This is a genomic window from Campylobacter sp. 2352 PW (assembly GCF_024723575.1).
GTDB lineage: Bacteria > Campylobacterota > Campylobacteria > Campylobacterales > Campylobacteraceae > Campylobacter_D.
Window position 1 is genome coordinate 1 of the sequence record NZ_JANQCX010000052.1, and the last position, 236, is coordinate 236.

A 236-nucleotide genomic window follows, 5' to 3' on the forward strand; every position below is an offset into this window, starting at 1 on the left:
TTTAATGCCTATAAAGGTGGCGGTAAAATGATAGTTACTAATGCTAATATTGGTGACTTTATGAGTGCAAATGGTATGAGTGCTGGTTCAGGGTTTTCTGTAGACAGCGGTAAAGATATGTCTAAGGTATATGAAGGTAATTTAGCTTTTGTAACAGCATTCTCTATTGCTTTTGGTTTTAGTGTAGGTAATAATGATGGTGCAACCCAATTTGCAAATCTAGCGGTATCAATAGC

Annotated in this window: 1 pseudogene; it reads left to right on the forward strand. The window is 36.0% G+C overall.

Annotated features, from left to right (window positions below):
• Nucleotides 1–27 precede the first annotated feature (27 nt).
• A pseudogene (locus tag CAMP5121_RS08085) lies at nt 28–236 on the forward strand (flagellin); the annotation flags it as partial.